This window comes from Tardiphaga sp. 37S4, from assembly GCF_021044645.1.
Lineage (GTDB): Bacteria > Pseudomonadota > Alphaproteobacteria > Rhizobiales > Xanthobacteraceae > Tardiphaga > Tardiphaga robiniae.
The window spans coordinates 5,781,189-5,800,676 of the sequence record NZ_CP088008.1 but is presented as its reverse complement, the minus strand read 5'-3'; the positions used below and the strand labels follow the sequence as shown (position 1 = coordinate 5,800,676).

Genomic DNA, 19,488 nt, shown 5'->3' with positions numbered 1-19,488 from the left:
CCTAGAGATGCCGATCTTCGGCATGATCACTGGGCCAACAGTGCCGCTCCGAGAGCCACTGTCAGTGCGAGCAGTGAAATTCCAGCCACATACCATTGGCGAAGCGTGCCTTCCGCTTGCTCGATGGTCCTGCCCCAGGCTGGAGCGATCTTCACACACCTGTCCAGAACGACGACGATATCCCCCTCGGGAATATGGGGCAGCCGTCGCACCCAGCGCCACAGCACTGCGGCCAGTATGGCCCCCAACAAAACTGGAAGCAGGGCTTTCCATAGCAGTTCGGGCGCCAAAGGATTGGGCAACATTCCTTCGGGGACCGCGAGGAATAGCGCCCATGGTACGATGAGCGACGCTACGGCGGTCGACAGCCATGGCCAGAACAAGCTCGGCGCCGCTGTCGCCTCGTATTCCGTTGATGCCGTCGTCACCAGGCCTCGCACGAACTGCAGCATGAGCAGCGTCGTGCCGACAGCAGACAGCGTTGCAACCGTGTTGGCGGCTCCGTCCCCGAGCGGTCCGTCGACCACGATTTTTGCCAGGGCACCGCCGGTCAGCGGGAGACCGCCAAGGCCGACGGCAATGATCGCCACAGGGAGAAGGATGGGCAACAGATATCGGCGACCGGTCGCGGCGATCACGCCGACGGAGAGAAACAGCGCGCCTTTGACCAGAACGTGGTTCGCAGAATAGAAGATCGCCGCCAGTGCAGCGCGGCCATCTCCGGCGATCGTGCCCATACCAATAACGGCCACGATGAATCCCATCTGGCTGACGCTGGAATAGGCCAGCACAACCTTGGGCCTGCGTTGCGTCATTCCAATGACCACCCCGTAGAGCGCCGCGAACAAGCCTGCAGCTGCGAGCAACGTCCCTGCATGGGGCAACGCCGTATCGAGGGGGAGAAAGCGGATCATTCCGAGGATGCTTGCCTTGACGGCTGCACCACTCAGAACAGCGGCAGCCGGCGCCGACGCTGCTGCATATGCCCGTGGCATCCAGACGTGAAATGGAACAAGGCCTGCCTTCATGCCAAAGCCTGCGATCAACAGGCCGATGATCAGGTCGCGGTGCGGCGACGTCGGGAGTGCGGCAGCGGCATCGCCGATCAGCAGCCCATCGCCGGGAATATTCATCGCGAGCAGCACGAAGGCGATGAGCAGCAATGTCTCCGCCAGCAATCCAAGGCCGATATAGAGTGCCCCGGCCCGCCACGCATCGGCCGTTTCATGCTGGATGATGAGGCCACAGGCGCCAAGCGTCAGCATCGCCAAAAACAAATAGAAACCTACCATGTCGGCAGCGAGAAAGACACCGATGCACCCCGTCAGTGCGGTGAGCCAGCACACGGCGAACCGCCCGCGGTTCGGCCTGCCCTGCAGATAGGGCGATGCGTAGGCCCCGGCCGTGATCCACAGCAGCGCAGCAACGCCGAGCAGCAGCGCCCCGGGGAGATCAAGAGCGAAAGTCAAATGCAGACGGGCGGGGCCGACGACAAGCGGGGAATCGTCGGAGACAAGGAGCACGGCCACAAATGCAGGAATCGGAGCAAACGCCAGATACGAAGGCATTCGCAGTATTGCCATTGGCCAGAGGCAAGCCAGCAGCATCCCGAGCGGAAAGAGCAAGGCGAAAGCCAGCAAGGGATATGCCTCTATCATCGCTGCCAAGCCATCGGCGCCTCCGGACGACCAACTTGCAATACATCGATCGGACCGAGCGCCACGAGCCCCAGCAGAACCGAGAGCAATGCCAGCCCCAGCGCCGCCACTTCCTGATACTTCGGCACCGCGGCGTGCAATGTCAGCGGCGCGCTTGGTGGGCCCATCGCCCGCGACAGCACGATGAAGATATATGCGCTCGTGAGCAGCCCGCCTGCGATGATCACGATTGCCCACCACCATTGTGCCGTTGCAATCGTCGCCTCCAGCAACAGCCACTTTGCCAGAAAGCCACCCGTTGGCGGCAAGCCGATGAGGCATAGGCCACCAAGGCCGAAGGCGAACATCGTCATGGGAAGCGCACGTGCGATCCCGCCAAGCTCCGAAATCTGGTCATGTCCAAGCGCGGCATAGACAAGTCCGGCAGCCATGAACATGGCTGCCTTGGCGGTGGCGTGCGAGATGGCCTGGAGCATGCCTCCCGTCAGGGCATCGCCATACTGGAGATGCAACGGGTCGGCAGCGAGCGGAAACATCAGGAACAGATAGCCGATCTGCGCGACCGTCGAATAGGCGATCAACAATTTGAGCCGCTTCTGTCGGAGCGCGACAATGTTGCCGCAGATAATCGCTGACGCCCCGAGCACCCCAATGAGTTGACCGGCAGCCACACTCAAGAGTCCCGGCACAGCGTCGAACCAGAGCCGCACAATGAGAAAGAACGATCCCTTCACCACGACGGCTGACAGAACCGCGCTTGCCGCCGCCGGTGCGCCGGCATGCGCCGGGGGAAGCCAGAGATGCAGTGGAAAGAGCGCGGTTTTGGCGAACAGCCCCACCGTCATCAGCGTCGCGGCAGCGAGCGTCGCCGGCTCAATCTGCACGCGTTGCGACATCAGGACGATGTCGAGGGTCCCGTAGCTGCCATACAGCAAGGCCGTTCCGACCAGATAGAGGATCGAGCCCTGCAGCGCGAAGAGCAGATAGCGCAATGCCGCCTGCAGGGTCTCTGCGCGGCCATCGAGACAGACCAGCGGCACCGCAGCGAAGGTCAGCAGCTCAAGCGCAACATATAGCGTGAACAGATCGCCGCCGAGAAAGATCATGTTCATCGCGCCCGAGATCGCCATGAGCATGACCCAGAATACCATCGGCGCGCGGGTTTCAGCGGACGCTGCGCGACTGTCGAAATTCGCATGCGCAAACACGCCGATGAGACAGATCACGATGGCCATGGCCACCATCATCGCGACTGAAAGTCCGTCGGCGCGCAGCGTGATGCCGAGCGGGGGCTTCCAATTACCCACAGCGTAGCTCAGCGACGTTTCGCTTTGCCATATTTTCAGGAAGACGATGCATGCCACGCAGAGGCCTGCGGGCAACAGGAACGCAGCAATCCTTTCGGCGTACCGTCCGCCAAGGACAAACGACAGCAAGATGCCAACAACCGGCAATACGATGGCCAGAACAAGAAGCGCACCGTCCGCAGTTGTCGCGTCGAGCACGGTTGTTGCCGGCATCAGGATTTTTCCTCGCCATCGCCGGTTCCAGATCTGTCGGAACTGATCGAGGCCCGGCCGGTCTCATCGCCAAGACGCTGCACCAGCGCGATGGCCATGGCCGTCGCCGCGAAGGCGACGACAATCGCGGTGATCACCATCGCCTGAGGGACCGGGTCACCGCCGAGCCCGGCCACTGCCCCCCGCCTGGCGATCACACCGAACAGCAGAAACACACCACTCCCAAGCAAATTGAATGCAAGGATCTTGCGTAGCGGTTCGGGATTCGTGATGAACCCGTACAGTCCGATGCCCACCAGTGTTGCGCCACACAAGCCGAACAGCGTTGCCGCGTTCATTGCTGTGGTGCCCGTACCGGCGGTCCTGCGGCCAGCATGCCAAGCGCCACAGCGATCGACAGCGTGAGAGCGGCTTCCACGGCGACAATCAGCGGTTTGGCGTAGCCCGCCGGGTAAGCCAGAAATGCGTCGGCAAATACCCATCCAGCAAGGCCAATGGCAAGGAACAGCACCGGTCCGGTGACGAGCAGACCACGTAGCCAGAGCCGACCGATCGCAGGGGCCCGCTGTAATCCCGCGACAATGACAAGGAGCCACATCGCGGCCAGCACCGTGCCGCCCTGAAAGGCGCCGCCAGGGTCCTTCGCTCCGACCCAGCACATATAGATTCCGAACACGATGCCCACCGGCGGCAAAAGCTGAGCCAGAAAGATCAGCGTGGGATCGGGCCGTGCGTAAACCTGCAAACCTGGCGTTCCACCCCAGGCATGATCTGGCGCCAGCGACCAGACCCCGAGCAAAGCGAGCAGCAGGACCACCTTTTCGAGCAGCGTGTCGAGTGCCCGGAACACGAACAGCACGCCGGCAACGGGGTTGCCGAGACCACTCGGCGGCAGGTTTTCCATCACCATCGGCGCGAGCGTCGGAACGGGCGCCGGCGGATTGAAGATGGCAACGGCAAGACCCGCCGCGACCAGCGCACACAATGCACCTGCGGCAAGGCGCAGCGGATAACCAACCCTTACACTGTCGACATTCACGGAGCGGGAACGCGCGACGGCGCCGAGCAGCAACAGGCCGGTCATGCCGCCGCCGATCGCTGCCTCTGTCAGCGCCACATCGACCGCGTGGAGCCGGACCCATGCCATGGACAGAAGCAGCCCATAGACGACGAACATGACAACTGCGGCGAATGCCGTGCGCACAAGGATGGCTGAAGCACCGATCGTCAGGATCAGCGCAACGAGAGCAACATCGAAGACGGAGGCGATGCTCATCCGTCCGCTCCGTGGTGGCGTACCGCACCGGCGATCAATTGGGTGACGACCGCCCCGGACAGCTGGACGAGCAGCCAGACGATCATCAATTTGACCGCGAACAGCAGGCTGCTCGTCTGCGGCAGCAAGCCCAGAACGATCAGGCCAAGACCGAGATTGTCAACCTTGGTCAGGGCGTGCAGACGCGTCAGCGTATCCGGGAAACGCAACAGACCCACCGTCCCCGCAAGGAAGAACAGCGCTCCTGCGGAGACCGCGCAAATGGTCAGGATATCCATGACGAGGCTCATGCGCCCCTCATTCCCCTTTGGCTTCGGATGACGCGCTGGACGCGTCTCTGACGAATGCGACGGCCGCAAACGCCGCGAACAGCGCGAGCATCACAGCAACATCCATGACAGGCGGCGTCTCGGTTGCGACCGCGAGCAGAAGCAGGATGACGACTCCTCCCGTGCCCAGCAGTTGGACGGCCATCAGGCGGTCCACATCGGCCGATCGCCGAAGAATGGCGAACAGGCCCAGCGCCACCGTCAGCAGCACAAAGACCGAAGCACCCAACAGCAGGCTAGGCATCGGATTTCGCGCTTCCGAGCGCCCCCATGCACAGGGTTTCCTCCATCGACAATTGTTCGACGACGGGCTGCGTCACATCGAGACAATGAATCGCCAGACTGCCGTCATTCGACGTTCCGCACGGAAGCGTACCCGGCATCAGGCTCATGATCGCGCAAAACGTATTTCGTTTCCTGCCCTGCGGCTGCTGCGCCCGGTAGGTGACGAAGCCTGGCTGCAGCGGCAGTCGTGGGTGAAGCGCCCGCAGCGCAACGTCCGCTCCCGCGACAATCGACTGACGAAGGAAGTGCAGGACGAATCCGGCAAACTTGATCGGGCGGAAGCCCCACTGTTCGGCAGGCAGCAGCTTGAGGCTTGCCCAGGTCGCTGCGGCAGCTGCAATCAGACCGGGCCCCACATCGCCGGGATCGCCGCGCGTCAGCATCAGCCAGAAGCAGAAAAAGCCGATAGCGCGGATCACAGCACTGCCCATGGCATCCGACCACCTCGCCGGACTCGCCTCACCCTTATTGCCGGTCCCGATCAAATCCATGGAAGCCACCCTAGCGACTGCTGTCCGTGCTCCGCTTTGATTTCTGCTTGCTCTTCGTGTTGTAAACGGGTTGCTGAGGCTCTTCGACCACGATGGGATGCTGCGGAATCTTCAGACGATCGATGCGCACGTCGTCCCGCAAGGCATCCCGGTCCATCCGGTCGCCGCGCTCGACGGAGTCGCGTGGCTCCGCACTGGCGGCGAACGCCGTACAGATGAAGAGAATAGCGGTACCTGCCGCCACAATCGAATTCCGCATGATCGCCTCTTGTGTCCTGATCGCTAAAACGCGAAATCGAGCCGTGGGCCGATCAGCCAGTCTCTATAGTGACGCAGCGCCACGTTTGAGTTTCGCGCCTCGTAGATGACGTTCGTGGTGAGCGATACGTTGCTGGCGATGTTGTATTTCAGGCCGAGAGACGCCGAATAGATCTGGTCCTGCCGGTCGCGGTTCAAGCCGTCTGTAAACCAGAACGCTTCGATGAAAGGCGTGCTGACGATCGACCATTTCGAATTCAGCTCGACCTCGATGCCAAGCAGCGCATCGGCACGCCAGCGCCTGGCCTCGGCGAGATCGGAAAAACGATAAGTGAGCTGGAGGAGCGGCGAGAGCGTGACATTGTCGAAGCTGAAATCGCGCGCGATAGCGCCGGTGACGTCGTGGGAAGTGAAGGCGAGATCGCGAAACACGCCGTCGTAGTCATATCTGTTTTCGTAGGTGGCGCTTATTCTCCAGCCATACAGATTCTTCGTCAGCCGCGCGCCCAGACGCGCAATGGCGGCATTGCCGTCGTGTTCTCTGGAAAATGCTTCGAACTGAGCACGTGCAAAAATACGGTAGGACAGGTCCGGCGCAAGTTTGCCGTCCAGCCGCAAGCTCACATCGGGCTCATAGTAGAAATCTCCCCGCCGGTCGTCGCGCGAAAACAGGGCATTGGCCGTGTAGGTGGGCGATAGGGATCCAACAACGCTCCATGTCGGGCTCATCGACGTGTACTCGACCTTTCTGAGCTCGGTCAGATCTATGTCGGCAGCCGATGCCCCGCTGGCATAAAGGAAGCTTGTTACTGCCAGGACAATTCTGGATCCACGCATTGCACACTCCCCAGACAATTACTCTCCGTCGGTCGATGGTGCTGGCTTCGATGGTAACAGTCCCATGATCTCACTCCCCCGAGCGAAGAATGACCGATAGCGCTAGTAGTCCACGGCATCGCGGATGATCGGACAGGTCATACAGTGACCGCCACCGCGGCCGCGACCGAGTTCGGCGCCGACGATCGTAATCACCTCGATGCCTTCCTTGCGCAGCAACGTGTTGGTGTAAGTGTTGCGGTCATAGGCATAGACAACACCCGGCGATGCACAGACGAGATTGGCACCGCTGTCCCACTGGGTCCGTTCCCGCTGGTAGTCACTGCCACCGGCTTCGACCACGCGGAGCTTCTTGAGGCCCAATGCTTCCTCGACAACGCCGACAAACGACTTCTTCTCAGCATGCAACTCGACACCGCTCGGATGATCGCTCGGACGATAGGAATAGGTACGTGTCTGGTTCATGAAGTCAGGCGCGAGCAGCACGCAGTCGCGGTCGGCGAATGTGAAAACAGTATCGAGATGCATGGCCGCGCGGATCTTGGGCATTGCCGCGACGATGACACGCTCCGCAGCCTTCTTTTTAAAGAGGGTTGCTGCAAGTTGGCTGATCGCCTGGCGTGAGGTGCGTTCGCTCATGCCAATCAGCACGACGCCCTTGCCGATGGGCATCACATCGCCCCCCTCCAGCGTCGCTAGTCCATGATCCTCTGTCGGGTCGCCCCACCAGACATTGACGTTGCCGGCAAAATCGGGATGAAATTTGTAGATCGCTGTGGTGAGGATCGTTTCCTCATGTCGCGCCGGCCAGTACAGCGCGTTGAGGGTGACACCGCCATAGATCCAGCAGGTCGTGTCGCGCGTATAGAGCGTGTTCGGCAGCGGCGGCAGAAGATATTCAGTCGCCCCCGCGGCCTCCTTGACCATCCTGAGTGCCGCGCCCCCATGTGCTTCGGGAAAGTCATGGGTCGACAGGCCACCGATCAGCGTTTCCGCGAGCTTTCGGTTTTCCAGCCCGGACAGGTAGCTTTTGAGCTCGTCGATGAAGCCAAGGCCAACCTGGTTCGGCACGACCTGATTGTCGAGGATCCAGGCCTTGCCCTCCGGGACTGCCAGCGTCTCGGCGAGCAGGTTATGCATCTCAACGACATCGACGCCGCGGTCCCGCATTTTGGTGACGAAATCGAAGTGGTCGCGCTTCGCATTATCGACCCAGAGCACATCGTCAAACAGCAACTGATCGCAGTTGGACGGGGTCAAGCGCGTATGCGCAAGGCCCGGGGCGCAGACCAGAACCTTGCGCAGCTGGCCAACTTCGGAGTGCACACCAAACGGGACTTTTTTTGCACTGGCCATCATGAACTCCCATCGATTTCCTAGATGCTGATGTAGCCGGTGGCGAGGCCATGGATGCCGACAATGCATCCGACGACGGCGACGCCGAACAGAACCCATTCTGCCGGAGTGAAGAGCTGCTTGTTGAGCTCCCTCCGTGTGATGAAATACAGGATTGTGCCGGGCGCGTAGATGATGAAACCAAGCAGCAGAAATTTCATACCGCCGGCGAACAGAAGGAAGATCGTGTAGGCAGTCGCCAGGACAGCGATGATCGTGTCCTTCCGAAGATCGCTTGGATCGGTCTCGTAAGTCTCCTTGCGGTAGACCAGCATCAACGCGAACGCCGCCGAGAGGAAATACGGGATCAGCGACAGGTGGCTGCACAGCGATAGAGCGAAGGTGAAGGCATCGTCGGAAAACAACGTCGCGATGAGAACAGCCTGAACCAGCAACGTGCTCATCAGGAGCGCCATTGACGGAACCTGATTTGCGTTTTCGCGCGCCAGGAAGGCTGGCATATCTTGCCTCTTCGCCGCAACCGACAGCACTTCGGCGGCCATCAGGGTCCAGGCAAGATAGGCCCCGAGCACCGAGATAATCACGCCGATGCCAATGAAGATGGCGCCCCAATGACCAACGGCGGCTTCGAGCACGCCGCCAACCGAAGGTTGACGCAGTTGCGCCAGTTCTTCGCGGGGGAGGATGCCGTATGCAAGAATGGACACCGACGCGAACAAGGCCAACACGGCCAAAAATCCCGTCACAGTCGCAATACCGACGTCCTCGCGCCGTTGCGCGAAGCGGGAGTAGTTGCTGGCGCCTTCGATGCCGAGAAACACGAAGACCGTTACCAGCATCGTCGCCTTGATCTGCGCGAAGAGATTTCCGTAGTCCCCGCTTGCACCGCCCCAGAGGTTTCCGACGAACACATCCGGCTTGAAGAAGAAGATCGACAGGACGACGAACAACAGCAGCGGAATGAGTTTGGCAATCGTCACGATCTTGTTGATCGCTGCCGCCTCCTTGACGCCGCGCAGCACAAGGAAATGGAACGCCCAGACACCTACCGACGATAGTGCGATGGCAGTGACCGTATTGCCCTGACCGAGCGCGGGGAATAACGCGCCGAGCGTCGACTTGATCAGAATCCAATAGGATACGTTGCCGACGCAGGCACTGGCCCAGTAGCCAAAGGCGGAGAAGAAGCCGACATAGGGCCCGAACCCCTCCCGCGCATAGGCATAGACGCCCGCATCGAGATCCGGCTTGCGGTTGGCCAATGTCTGAAACACAAATCCCAGCATCAGCATGCCGGCACCAGCGACGGCCCACGCTATCAGCGCACCATAGATGCCGGTGGCCTGCGCAAAGTTACGAGGTATCGAAAACACGCCGGCGCCGACCATGCCGCCAACCACCATGGCCGTGAGCGTCCAAAGCGGCAATTTCTGGTCACCTGCATTGCTCATGGCCAAAACACTCCCATGTGCAGAAGCGGTCGGCCTGCAGCAAATGGGACATGCAGGCGACCACCTGCGACCGGCGTCTGCGAGACGCGGCGACGGGATTGAGGAATGATTGACCGCGAAGAGCGTGCGCACCGATTGTGTTGCGCAGCCTCATACGGTGGCCGCAGGAGCCACGCCGGTGCGCGCAAGGCGCGGGCAGATGTAAACAACATCAGGTCCTGCACCGGCGTCCCCTTCCAACATCAACTACTGGAAAGAAGAGCACATTCGGGATGCACCACGATATCGGGTGATGCCCTAGGTTGAAGACGGGGAGTTACCCTAAGTGCCGAAGCGTCCGGCGTGAAACGGATACGATCTGACTATGCTTGCGCCGATCGGAGCGACTCCGACGCCCTCTCTTTTCCCCCGAACCATGCCACATACAATGTGGGCAGAAAGATCAGAGTGAGAACCGTCGCAACCAACAGCCCACCCATGATCGCAAAAGCCATCGGTCCCCAGAACACCGTTGGGGCGATCGGTATCATGCCGAGCACGGTCGACACGGCCGTCAGCATGATCGGGCGAAAACGAGAGCTTGAGGCATCCAGCGCGGCGTCCCACACGCTCTTCCCTTCATCGCGTTCGGCGTCGATCTGACCGATCAGGATCACCGCATTTTTTGTGATCATGCCGAGCAGCGCGAGAATGCCCAGAATCGCAACGAAACCGAGCGGTCGGCCCGACAGCAGAAGGGCGGCGACCACGCCGATGAGCCCAAGGGGCGCGACGCTCAGGACGAGAAACAGCCGCTGAAAACTCTGGAGCTGAATCATGAGGACCGTAAACATGATCAGCAGCATCACCGGCACAACGGCGATGACCGATGCCTGCGACTTCTGACTTTCTTCGACCGTGCCCCCAACCACGATCCTGTAGGATGCTGGAATGGTCTTCGACAACGCGGCAACGGCCGGCGTCAGCGAGTTGACGACGGATTCCGGAATTGCACCGGCAGTGATATCCGTCTGCACCGTCAGGGTCGGGACACGGTCGCGCCGCCAGATCAGGGGATATTCCTGCTCGTATTCGAAAGTTGCAAACTGGCTGAGCGAAACCGTCTGCCCGCCTGGCAGCGGAACTTGCAAATTGCGCAAGTTGGGCAACGAGACGCGCTGGTCATCGACCGCGCGCGCAACGACATCGATCAAATAGATATCATCGCGAACCTGGGTGACCGTGGTGCCTGATATGACCGTGTTCAGCACGCCTGCCAGGGTTTGAGAACTCAGCCCGAGCAACCGGGCCTTGTCCTGATTGACCCGAATACGCACCTGCCTTGCCGGCTCGATCCAGTCGAAATTGACGCCATTCGCCTTGGGATTGGCGGCGATGACTTGCGCAAGCTTGAACGCAATTTCGCGCACCGTGCCTGCGTCAGGACCACTGACGCGATATTGGACGGGCCAGCCGACCGGCGGCCCAAGCTCAAGAGGCGAGACCCGTGTAATCGCATTGGGAAAATCATTTGCCAGAAGCGTCTCCAGCTTTGCGCGGATACGTTCACGCGCTGCGACATCCTTTGCGACGACCACTGACTGGGTAAAGAAATCATTTGGCAGCTGAACATTGAGCGGAAGGTAGAACCGGATAGCACCGCGGCCCACATAAGTGCTCCAGCGCGCAACGTCCGGGTCGCCCTTCAGGGCAGCATCGAATCTCTGTGCCGCTGTCTGGCTGGCATAAATGGATGCGTTTTGCGGCAGACTGATATCGACGAGCAATTCCGGACGATCGGACGACGGGAAGAATTGCCGGGGGATGAACGGGAGAAGAAGAAACGAGCCGACGAAAAGCACCAGCGAGAGCGCGATGGTCAGCCATTTCGCGCGCATGGCGAATATCAGGAAGCTGCGATACCACCTGAAAACTCTGCCGCGAGCGTCTGTCTTACGGTCCTTCGGCGGCTTGAGGATGACAACGCCCATCAGCGGAGCGAAGATCACGGCAACGAACCATGAGACGATCAGCGCGATACTAACAACGGCAAAGAGGGAGAACGTGTATTCTCCCGCAGAACTCGCGGCAAAGCCGACGGGCACGAAGCCCGCGATGGTCACCAGTGTTCCTGCCAGCATGGCGAACGCGTAGGTGCGAAAGGCAAAGCTGGCAGCCTGGACCTTGTCGTCGCCTTCCGCCAGCCGGTTCAGGGTGGCATCCGTGGTGGTCATTGCATCATCGACGAGGAGCGCGAGCGCGATAATGAGCGCGCCGAGCGATATGCGCTGCATGTCGATTCCGGCAAGCTTCATGATCGGGAAGACGATGGCGAGTGTCAGCGGTATGGATAGTGCAATGATCAGGCCCGGGCGCACACCGAGGCTGATAAAACTCACCACGAGAATGATGGCAATTGCCTGCAGCAATGACATCATGAATTCGGAGATGGCGCTCTCGACCGTGACAGCCTGGTCGGCAATGAGCTTCGGTTCGATGCCAATCGGAAGATCCGCCGTGATCGCAGCCATCGCCCGCTTGAGACTCTTTCCGAGCGCGAGAATGTCTCCGCCGTCACGCATCGAGATGGCCAGGCCGATGGCTGGCTCGCCGTTGACGCGAAAGAGGGGCTGCGGCGGATCGGAATAGCCGCGCGTAATCCGGGCAATGTCGCTCAGGCGGATCATGCGCCCGCCAGCAACGAAATTGATGTCAGCGACATCCTGCTCGGACTGAAATGCACCCGATACCCGAAGCGATAGTGTCTCGTCGCCCGTTTGAATCGTGCCAGCTGGCCTTATGATATTTTGCGTCTGGAGAGCGGACAGCAGTGCGGTGCGGTCGATGCCAAGGCTTGCCAGTTCCTTCATCGAAAATTCAACAAAGATCCGCTCGTCCTGAGCTCCCAGCAACTCGATCTTCGATACGTCGGGGACTAGAAGAAGCTTCGAGCGGACGCCTTCCACATAGTCGCGAAGCGCGCGGTGCGTGAAACCGTCGCTCGTGAAGCCATAGATAATTCCGAACGTATCGCCGAAATCATCGTTAAACCCGGGTCCGACCACCCCTGCCGGCAGCGTATGGCGGATGTCACCAATGTTCTTGCGGACCTGATACCAGGTGTCGGCCACTTGCGCGGCGTTCGCGTTCCCCTGCAGGTTGACAAAGATTGTGGTGACGCCTGCCCGCGTGAAACTGCGCAGGAAGTCCAGATGCGGTGTTTCCTGCAGCTTGCGCTCGAGGCGCTCGGTGACCTGTTTGACGGTCTCCTCAACCGTTGCCCCGGGCCATGCCGCCTGAACGATCATCGTCTTGATGATGAATGACGGGTCCTCGCTGCGACCGAGGCGGAAATAGGACAGGACACCGAAGATAACGGCAACAATCATGACATAAACCACCAGGGAACGGTGCTTAAGTGCCCATTCCGAGAGGTTGAAGCCGGTCATTGCTCTGACCCAAGAAGACGTATTTTCTGGCCGGGGTGCAGCGCCTGCACGCCCGCGGTCACGATGATCTCCCCCGTGTCGAGTCCCTGAGACACCACGACCTGCGCTTGCTCGAAGCGCAAGACGTCCACGTTTCGGATCGAAATCGTGCGACTCGCGGGATCGACAATCCAGACTGCGGGCTGTTGATTGGCCCTCGTCAATGCCGATGCCGGGATCTCGATCATGGGGACGGCATCCATTTCCATGCGCCCCACGACGGTCGCGCCAAGCCGCATGGCCGGCGGCGGATCCGTCAGGCCAACCTTGATTTCAAAGGTGCGCGTGACGGGATCGGCCTGGGCGCCGACCTCACGGACACGACCGTGAGCCGTCACCGCGGGATCGTCCGTCAGGCTGACCGTTATTTGCGGATCGCTCGGTGCCGATCGAAAAAATTGAGCCGGTACGTCAAAAACTGCGTCGCGGCCATCTTGCCGCGCCAGCCTGAGAATCATTTGCCCGGCCTGGACAACTTCTCCAGCGCCAGGTCCGACAGCGGTTATGACGCCCGGTGCATCGACCTTCAGCTCGGTAAAGCTCACCAGATCATGTGCCGTCTTGAGCTGGGCCTCGGCGGCATCGACCTGCGATTGAGCGGTTTGTTGCGCCTGCGTTGCCTGGTCGTAGTTAACGCGGGTGGTCCAGCCCTGTGCAAGCAGTGTCTGCTGGCGATCGAAATGGTTGCGTGCCTGGGTCAGTTGCCCCTGCGCGGCCGCGACTGCCGCCTGGGCCTGGCGCAACGTGTTCAACTCATTCTGGGATTCAAGCCGCCCGATGACCTGACCGGGCTGCACCCGATCTCCGGTTTTCCCGTTATTCTCGATCAGCCGACCCGAGATACGAAATGCCAGCGCCACCTCGTCTTCCGCTTCGATACGGCCGGTGAATGAAAGCGGCGCGCCCGCAATGCTCTTCGCAACAGTGACCGTACGCACGGGCCGCACGACAGGAGCAGTCTCAGCAGACTCTCTGCCGCACGCCGCCAGCAGAAACGCCGGGACAATTGTTAGAATAATTATAATCGTTCGATATCGTGTAATTCGACATAGGTAGGCATGACGCGCATACGCAGGCATGAAGAAACCCTCGTTGAGCAAAATTGCACACCAGATTCGCGACCACCTCGCAAAAGCAGGTAGCTGGCTTCTGCCTGCGTGATCGCTTGCCCGCCAATTCTTCTATGACTCGAAGTATTCTGGAGTTGCGGATATCTACCCGGTATCGGGGAAACTACTGATCGCACCAACGATTCTCTGGCGCCGTGCTGACACTCTCAAACCGCAGCGGGATTCATGCGCCCTGTTGAAGACGACAAGGTTCCTTGTGCAAAGCAAACGCGGCAATTAACTGAAATTACTTCTATTGTTACTTCGTATATTTTGAGACTGAGTACAGTCAGTCGCACATCGGACGATCTGGCGACATCTTACTTGACGCCGATTCAATCAAGGGTATTTAGTAAGGATAACTTCGCGCAAGAGAACGATGGCATTTAACCTTAGTGGTTACTCGCCACTCGATCCAAGAAGCATCGGACTACATGATGGCCCACAAGGCTCACGTAGACGACTCGTGTCGAATTCACGTTCGGGAAAAGATCGTGGTTCACGACACTTTCAGCGGCACTGCTAGTGCACGAACAAAATTGAAACTTGGCAAATCAGGCCCTGGTAAGCAGCTCTTAGCGCTTCAGGAGGATATGCAGCAGCGGATTGCATCAGACCTTCACGATTCGACTTGCCAGCATCTGCTGGCCGCGAGTTTGAATATGATGCGAATGAGGTGCGCCGTTGCTGGCATCGGCAGCGCCATAAAAATTTGTGATGAGATCGACGTGTCGATCTGTGAGGCCCTTAGGGAAATCAGGGCTTTCACCTACCTCCTGCATCCCCAGAACTTGCTCGACGGCGGATTGAAGTCGGCGATCGAGGAGTTTGTGGTGGGGCTTTCATCGCGGACATCGCTGGAAACGCGTCTCAAGATCGATGCTGCGGTCGATGCATTGCCTAATGAAACGCAGCGCTCATTGCTGAGAGTTGTCCAGGAAGCGCTCGCGAACGTCTTCAGGCACGCGAAAGCGACGCAGGTAACTATCTCGATCAAGGCCACAGACACCAACGTCACGCTGCAGATCAGCGATAACGGCTGCGGAATGCCGATTTCTCAGGCGAGAGACCGCCATAAAGCAGTGCCGCTTGGTGTTGGAATTCCGGCCATGAGAGCGAGACTGGATCAGATGGGAGGCACATTTGAGATCCACTCGTCATCCACAGCGGCATGCAGCGGGACCACAGTGTACGCGACTATTCCACGAGCCATCTCGCGCAAAGGAAACAAACCAGCAGATATCCACCAGGGCGGCCGAGGATCGGCGAAGATCCGACCGTCGCATGGCTAAAGATCAGCTAACGGATTCAACAATCTGACGCTCAGCGAGGGCAACGAACTCCAAGGGCTGGATCTTCTCGATGAAAGTATTTTGCCGCCCGTAAGGAAATGACATCGGAGTACCGAGGACCATGAAGCAGATTATGATAGCCGATGATCATGACGCGGTGCGGGCTGGAATTCGTGCAGTTCTGGAACGACGTCCCGGATGGGAGGTCGTTGGCGAGGCCCGCGACGGTAAAGAAGCTGTCGCTTGCGCCATCGAGAAGCATCCGGATGTCGCTATCGTTGATTACTCGATGCCATTCATGACCGGCCTCGAAGTTGCGAGGCGGATGAAGGAGTACAAACTTCTAACAGAGGTGCTTATCTTCACGATGCACGACTCGATCGCACTCGAGCTACAGGCATCTCAAGTTGGCGTTCGCGCATTCCTGCGAAAATCCGATGCCAACAAAATGCTCCTGGCGGCCGTTGAATCACTGATGCATCACAGATCATTTCATGCCGGCGAGACTTTCGGCACAATGGTCGGATCATCCGACGGAAATATTGGCACAGGCCGATCGCTTTCGCCGCGCGAGAAGACAATCGTTAAACTGGTTGCCGAGGGTTACAGCAATAAGCGTGTAAGCGAGACCTTGAATTTGAGTATCAAGACGACCGAGACCCACCGAGCTGCCGCGATGCGCAAGCTCAACGTAAAATCAACTGCAGGTCTGGTTCGGTACGCCGTACGAAATAATCTAGTAGAAGCTTGATTGCGCAAACGTAATCGACGGCCTTCACGGAATTGGCAGTCGTGACGCATATCATTTCGAGGCGGTCGTTCTAGCGAGCTGCTTTCGTCAATTGGATATGGCCAGTGGTTCCAACGAATGGGAACGGCACTGTGAAGCAGATCTTGATTGCAGACGATCATGAAGTCGTGCGATCCGGATTGCGCGCGATCGTCGAAAGCCGTGCGGACTGGGCTGTGAGCGGAGAAGCGAGCGATGGCAGGGCTGCGGTCGCCATGATCAGGGAGTTGAAGCCCGATATAGCAATTGTCGACTATTCCATGCCCGTCCTGAATGGTCTGGAGGTGAGCCGTCAGATCAAGTTGCATTACCCCCGGACGGAGGTGCTCATTCTGACAATGCATGAAAGCAATGAAATCCTCACCGAATCCCTCCTGGCAGGGGTACGAGGCTTCTTGTTAAAGTCAGATGCGCGACATCATCTCATTGCAGCGATCGACGCATTACTCAATCACCGGCCTTACTTCACCGGTGTGGTCGTGGAAAAATTGCTTCACGACTACCTGGCCAACAAGAAGGACAAATCGAAAGTCCTGCTGTCGTTACGCGAGCAAAACGTTGTTCAGCTGATCGCCGAAGGACACACCAACAAGTCCGTCGGCACGGTACTGAATCTCAGCGTGAAAACTGTCGAAGCCCACCGCGCATCCGCCATGCGCAAACTTGGAGTTTCCTCCACTGCCGAACTGGTCCGGTATGCAATTCGCATGAAACTGATTGGACCCTAGCTGCCATAGGAAATGTGGGGGACCATGCCTGAGCCGAGAGTGGATCAAGCCATCCTAGCCAAGGACGTTCGAAGTCGAGATCTTCCGACGGAAAGCGCTAACGCCGGCCGGCGGCTGACCCTCGGGGGAGCACTCGTTATTCTGGGTGTTGCCAGCGGCATCTTCCTCGCCTGGCGCGCATCGTCCAGCCTTCTCATCATATTTGCGGCGATCCTGCTTGCATCACTTCTCGATGCCGGCGCTCGGTCGCTTGGTCGATACATTCCGATCGGGCGCGCGTGGCGGCTAACCATCGTGATCGTCATCCTGACAGCAGTGATCGTGCTGGGCACAATATGGGGGATTGGAAAAATCCCCGAGCAGGCCCGGATCCTGATGCGCGTCATGGACGCCCAACTGGATATCCTGCAACAACGCCTGCTGGCTTTTGGCGTGGATCTGTTCGGCCCGGACGGAGGGCGCGACTTCTCCCGCTGGTTTCCTGATCACGACAAGCTCTTTGGCCACGCGCAATCGGCCGTCGGGACCGCCTCGAGCTTTCTTGCCAATACGCTCGTCATCATATTTCTCGGCCTTCTCTTTTCGCTCGATCCGCAGGCCTATCGCGACGGCGTCGTATTGTTGGTCAAGCCCTCCTCGCGCGAGCGCATGCGTTCTGTTCTGGATGAAATGGGCGCCGTGCTGCGCTCATGGCTCATGGGGCAACTGATCCGGATCGTCCTGATGACCGCCTGCGTGTGGCTGGCGCTCTATTTGCTCGGCCTTCCAAGCGCCTTTCTGCTTGGCCTGCAGGCCGGTCTGTCGAATTTTGTGCCTTATCTCGGCCCGATATTGGCCAGTATCCCCGTGGGATTGGTGGCAATGCCGCTTGGTCCCTCGATGGTGATCTGGGCCATCGGAATCTACACCGTTATTCAATCCATCGAGGGCTATGTGATCGGCCCGCTCATTCAGCGGCGCGCGGTGGAGCTGCCGCCCGCATGGACGCTGGTCGCCATCGTCCTGCTCGGCTCTCTGTTCGGCGTCCTGGGAATTGCGCTTGCGATGCCGCTATTCGCGATCGGGCGCGTCGCCGTTCTTCGGCTCTATGTGGAGGACTGCCTGGGAGATAACCTGAACGACGGTCCTGACCTTAGGTAGAGGCGGGAAACTCCGACTAGATGGAAATATTGCCCATCGCCAGATTGTAGAGGCCAGCGGCAGCTGCCACGAGGATCGCTCCGAACAAGATTCCCTCGGCAGACGCAAAGACCGTTGCTTTCTGCTCCCGCCGCGCGATCACAAACAGGATCGTGACCGGCGCATAGAGAAGCGCCGAAAGCAGCAGGAAGGTGGGACCGCCTGCGTAAATCATCACAGCCGCGTAGATCGTGGCAAGCGCACCGCGCACCCAATCGATAGCGCGGCTACGCGGCTCTGTCTGATATGTTTCCCCGGTCCATGCGAGCTTAAGTCCGTATGCCGCGACAAACAGATAGGGAATGAGCGTCATTGAACTCGTCATCTTCAATGCCAGCGTAAAGGCATACTCGGCAAAATAAGTAACGAGCAGGAACAGCTGAATCAGGCAGTTGGTAAGCCACAGCGCCCCTGCGGGCACTTTATTGATGTTCTCGCGCGTGAGGAAGCGCGGCATCGTGCCGCTGACGGCTGCGGAATGGAGAACCTCGGCGGCGAGCAATGACCAGGATAGATAATTTCCAAGCACGGAGATCAGCAGGCCGATGCTGATGAATACCTTGCCCCAAGGCCCAACGATCGCTTCCAATACGCCCGCCATCGACGGCGTCGCGAGCGCGCTCAGCTCCGGGCGGAGCAGAATTCCATAGGACAGCATGGTGACCAGGACAAGCAAAGCGAGCACACCGAGAAAACCCAGAACCGTCGCGATCCCGACATCGTTGCGGTCCTTTGCGTAGCGCGAGTAGACGCTTGCTCCTTCGATCCCCACAAACACGAATACGGTGACGAGCATCGTGTTGCGAACCTGGCTCGACACACTGGCAAAGCTCGGCTCCTCACCGCCCCAGAAATTAAGTGCGAAGACATCGGCCTTGAACGCAAAAGCGGCAACGACGATGAAAAGGAGTATCGGTATCATCTTCGCGAATGTCGCAATCGTATTGAGCGCAGCAGCTTCCTTGATGCCCCGGAGGATAAGGATGTGAACGCTCCAGAGCAGCAACGAAGCGGCCACGATCGCAACGGGCGTGGTGCCGTCGCCAAACACCGGAAAGAACTGTCCCAATGTCGCCTTGATCAGCACAAGACACGCGACATCGGCAAGGCAGCATCCGATCCAGTAACCGGCCGCAGATGCAAAGCCGGCATAGTCGCCGAAGCCAGCTTCAGCATAGGCGAAAATGCCCGTATCGAGATCGGGCCGACGCCGGGACAGCGTTTGAAAGACGAAAGCGAGCATCAGCATCCCGGTGCCGGCGATGCACCAGGCAATCAGCGCTCCGAGACCGCCCGTGGCGCGACCGAATGCCGATGGCAATGCAAAGATCCCGGAGCCGACCATCGAGCCGACCACGAGCGCAATCAACGCGCCGCGCGAGAGCTTCTGATCGGATGAATTGGATGATGTTGCCATTTTTCTATTGAACCTGACGCTCGACGACGAGCGGTCGAATGAAGA

18 protein-coding genes are annotated in these 19,488 nt (G+C 59.2%); 4 read left to right on the top strand and 14 right to left on the bottom strand.

The features are described 5' to 3' along the window. Positions 1 to 26 precede the first annotated feature (26 nt). The 13 genes from LPB73_RS27560 to LPB73_RS27500 all read right to left on the bottom strand — a co-directional run bounded on the left by LPB73_RS27560 (position 27) and on the right by LPB73_RS27500 (position 14,007). Complete coding sequence (locus tag LPB73_RS27560) at positions 27 to 1,640, bottom strand: proton-conducting transporter membrane subunit (protein ID WP_231078842.1); 1,614 nt, start codon at positions 1,638 to 1,640, stop codon at positions 27 to 29. A 14-nt stretch (positions 1,641 to 1,654) separates the two neighbouring features. Continuing rightward, the gene (locus LPB73_RS27555) at positions 1,655 to 3,178 is read right to left on the bottom strand and encodes a complex I subunit 5 family protein (protein WP_231078841.1); all 1,524 of its coding nucleotides are present in this window, start codon (positions 3,176 to 3,178) and stop codon (positions 1,655 to 1,657) included. Further along, complete coding sequence (locus tag LPB73_RS27550; RefSeq protein WP_231078840.1) at positions 3,178 to 3,516, bottom strand: NADH-quinone oxidoreductase subunit K; 339 nt, start codon at positions 3,514 to 3,516, stop codon at positions 3,178 to 3,180. The genes LPB73_RS27555 and LPB73_RS27550 overlap by 1 nt, the downstream gene beginning before the upstream one ends. After that, on the bottom strand, positions 3,513 to 4,454 hold the full coding sequence (locus LPB73_RS27545) for an MnhB domain-containing protein (protein ID WP_231078839.1): 942 nt from the start codon (positions 4,452 to 4,454) through the stop codon (positions 3,513 to 3,515). Before LPB73_RS27545 ends, LPB73_RS27550 begins: the two co-directional genes overlap by 4 nt. Then, positions 4,451 to 4,744, bottom strand: a complete 294-nt coding sequence (locus LPB73_RS27540; protein WP_120287462.1) for a cation:proton antiporter — start codon at positions 4,742 to 4,744, stop codon at positions 4,451 to 4,453. Before LPB73_RS27540 ends, LPB73_RS27545 begins: the two co-directional genes overlap by 4 nt. Positions 4,745 to 4,751: 7 nt before the next feature. Then, a complete protein-coding gene (locus LPB73_RS27535) occupies positions 4,752 to 5,027 on the bottom strand; it encodes a monovalent cation/H+ antiporter complex subunit F (protein ID WP_231078838.1) in 276 nt (91 codons plus the stop codon). Continuing rightward, complete coding sequence (locus LPB73_RS27530) at positions 5,020 to 5,559, bottom strand: Na+/H+ antiporter subunit E (protein WP_231078837.1); 540 nt, start codon at positions 5,557 to 5,559, stop codon at positions 5,020 to 5,022. The genes LPB73_RS27535 and LPB73_RS27530 overlap by 8 nt, the downstream gene beginning before the upstream one ends. 10 nt (positions 5,560 to 5,569) lie before the next feature. Continuing rightward, a complete protein-coding gene (locus LPB73_RS27525; RefSeq protein WP_089263537.1) occupies positions 5,570 to 5,818 on the bottom strand; it encodes a hypothetical protein in 249 nt (82 codons plus the stop codon). 23 nt (positions 5,819 to 5,841) lie between these two features. Then, positions 5,842 to 6,654: an outer membrane beta-barrel protein gene (locus tag LPB73_RS27520; protein WP_120287465.1), complete on the bottom strand. Its 813-nt coding sequence runs from the start codon at positions 6,652 to 6,654 to the stop codon at positions 5,842 to 5,844. A 102-nt stretch (positions 6,655 to 6,756) separates the two neighbouring features. Further along, positions 6,757 to 8,010: an arginine deiminase gene (gene arcA, locus LPB73_RS27515; RefSeq protein WP_068730411.1), complete on the bottom strand. Its 1,254-nt coding sequence runs from the start codon at positions 8,008 to 8,010 to the stop codon at positions 6,757 to 6,759. A gap of 20 nt (positions 8,011 to 8,030) precedes the next feature. Continuing rightward, positions 8,031 to 9,461 (bottom strand): basic amino acid/polyamine antiporter, encoded by a 1,431-nt coding sequence (locus LPB73_RS27510; RefSeq protein ID WP_231078836.1) that lies wholly within the window; start codon positions 9,459 to 9,461, stop codon positions 8,031 to 8,033. A gap of 362 nt (positions 9,462 to 9,823) precedes the next feature. After that, the gene (locus tag LPB73_RS27505) at positions 9,824 to 12,889 is read right to left on the bottom strand and encodes an efflux RND transporter permease subunit (RefSeq protein WP_231078835.1); all 3,066 of its coding nucleotides are present in this window, start codon (positions 12,887 to 12,889) and stop codon (positions 9,824 to 9,826) included. Beyond that, positions 12,886 to 14,007: an efflux RND transporter periplasmic adaptor subunit gene (locus LPB73_RS27500; RefSeq protein WP_231078834.1), complete on the bottom strand. Its 1,122-nt coding sequence runs from the start codon at positions 14,005 to 14,007 to the stop codon at positions 12,886 to 12,888. The genes LPB73_RS27505 and LPB73_RS27500 overlap by 4 nt, the downstream gene beginning before the upstream one ends. A 524-nt stretch (positions 14,008 to 14,531) precedes the next feature. Here LPB73_RS27500 and LPB73_RS27495 point away from each other — a divergent pair. The 4 genes from LPB73_RS27495 to LPB73_RS27480 all read left to right on the top strand — a co-directional run bounded on the left by LPB73_RS27495 (position 14,532) and on the right by LPB73_RS27480 (position 17,987). Further along, a complete protein-coding gene (locus LPB73_RS27495) occupies positions 14,532 to 15,329 on the top strand; it encodes a sensor histidine kinase (RefSeq protein ID WP_231078833.1) in 798 nt (265 codons plus the stop codon). A gap of 121 nt (positions 15,330 to 15,450) precedes the next feature. Next, positions 15,451 to 16,080, top strand: coding sequence for a response regulator (locus tag LPB73_RS27490; protein ID WP_231078832.1), 630 nt, complete (start codon positions 15,451 to 15,453; stop codon positions 16,078 to 16,080). 131 nt (positions 16,081 to 16,211) lie between these two features. Next, positions 16,212 to 16,847, top strand: a complete 636-nt coding sequence (locus tag LPB73_RS27485; protein WP_231078831.1) for a response regulator transcription factor — start codon at positions 16,212 to 16,214, stop codon at positions 16,845 to 16,847. Positions 16,848 to 16,886: 39 nt separating this feature from the next. Beyond that, entirely contained in the window at positions 16,887 to 17,987 is a 1,101-nt protein-coding gene (locus LPB73_RS27480) for an AI-2E family transporter (RefSeq protein WP_231078830.1), read from the top strand. Between the two features lie 16 nt (positions 17,988 to 18,003). Here the strand turns inward: LPB73_RS27480 and LPB73_RS27475 are convergent, their stop codons facing one another. Next, entirely contained in the window at positions 18,004 to 19,443 is a 1,440-nt protein-coding gene (locus LPB73_RS27475; protein WP_231078829.1) for a basic amino acid/polyamine antiporter, read from the bottom strand. Between the last annotated feature and the right edge of the window lie 45 nt (positions 19,444 to 19,488).

Coding starts and splice junctions, on each gene's coding strand:
- LPB73_RS27555 (WP_231078841.1), bottom strand. CDS start 3,178: ATGCCGGCAACAACCGTGCTCGACGCGACAACTGCGGACGGTGCGCTT.
- LPB73_RS27550 (WP_231078840.1), bottom strand. CDS start 3,516: ATGAACGCGGCAACGCTGTTCGGCTTGTGTGGCGCAACACTGGTGGGC.
- LPB73_RS27545 (WP_231078839.1), bottom strand. CDS start 4,454: ATGAGCATCGCCTCCGTCTTCGATGTTGCTCTCGTTGCGCTGATCCTG.
- LPB73_RS27540 (WP_120287462.1), bottom strand. CDS start 4,744: ATGAGCCTCGTCATGGATATCCTGACCATTTGCGCGGTCTCCGCAGGA.
- LPB73_RS27535 (WP_231078838.1), bottom strand. CDS start 5,027: ATGCCTAGCCTGCTGTTGGGTGCTTCGGTCTTTGTGCTGCTGACGGTG.
- LPB73_RS27530 (WP_231078837.1), bottom strand. CDS start 5,559: ATGGATTTGATCGGGACCGGCAATAAGGGTGAGGCGAGTCCGGCGAGG.
- LPB73_RS27525 (WP_089263537.1), bottom strand. CDS start 5,818: ATGCGGAATTCGATTGTGGCGGCAGGTACCGCTATTCTCTTCATCTGT.
- LPB73_RS27520 (WP_120287465.1), bottom strand. CDS start 6,654: ATGCGTGGATCCAGAATTGTCCTGGCAGTAACAAGCTTCCTTTATGCC.
- arcA (WP_068730411.1), bottom strand. CDS start 8,010: ATGGCCAGTGCAAAAAAAGTCCCGTTTGGTGTGCACTCCGAAGTTGGC.
- LPB73_RS27510 (WP_231078836.1), bottom strand. CDS start 9,461: ATGAGCAATGCAGGTGACCAGAAATTGCCGCTTTGGACGCTCACGGCC.
- LPB73_RS27505 (WP_231078835.1), bottom strand. CDS start 12,889: ATGACCGGCTTCAACCTCTCGGAATGGGCACTTAAGCACCGTTCCCTG.
- LPB73_RS27500 (WP_231078834.1), bottom strand. CDS start 14,007: ATGCCTGCGTATGCGCGTCATGCCTACCTATGTCGAATTACACGATAT.
- LPB73_RS27490 (WP_231078832.1), top strand. CDS start 15,451: ATGAAGCAGATTATGATAGCCGATGATCATGACGCGGTGCGGGCTGGA.
- LPB73_RS27475 (WP_231078829.1), bottom strand. CDS start 19,443: ATGGCAACATCATCCAATTCATCCGATCAGAAGCTCTCGCGCGGCGCG.